This window comes from Pseudomonas sp. PME37.24/006, from assembly GCF_055556635.1.
This window is the reverse complement of sequence record NZ_JBVHNL010000087.1, coordinates 1-274: the sequence shown is the minus strand read 5'-3', so window position 1 is coordinate 274 and position 274 is coordinate 1. Positions and strand designations below refer to the sequence as shown.

Annotated in this window: 1 pseudogene; it reads right to left on the bottom strand. The window is 66.1% G+C overall.

The features are described 5' to 3' along the window. A pseudogene (locus tag ACZ3GY_RS23945) lies at nucleotides 1-274 on the bottom strand (hypothetical protein); the annotation flags it as partial.

Genomic DNA, 274 nt, shown 5'->3' with positions numbered 1-274 from the left:
CAACGGATTGGTGGTCAACACGGCAGCAATCGTAACCGCCTCGTCGAGATCGTTAGAGACGATGAAGCCGTATTTCGCGAACACGGCGTCATAGGCCGCCGACCAGCCCGCCATGCTCGCGGTGTGCGAGGCCGCCGCGCGTTCGCCGGCGCCGGAGCGGCCGACCTTGGTGACGATGACCGGCTTCCTGAGCTCCGCCGCGCGCTTCGCCGCCGCCAGGAACTTGTCGACGTCGCGGATACCCTCGATGAACAGCAGGATCACGTCGGTCGAG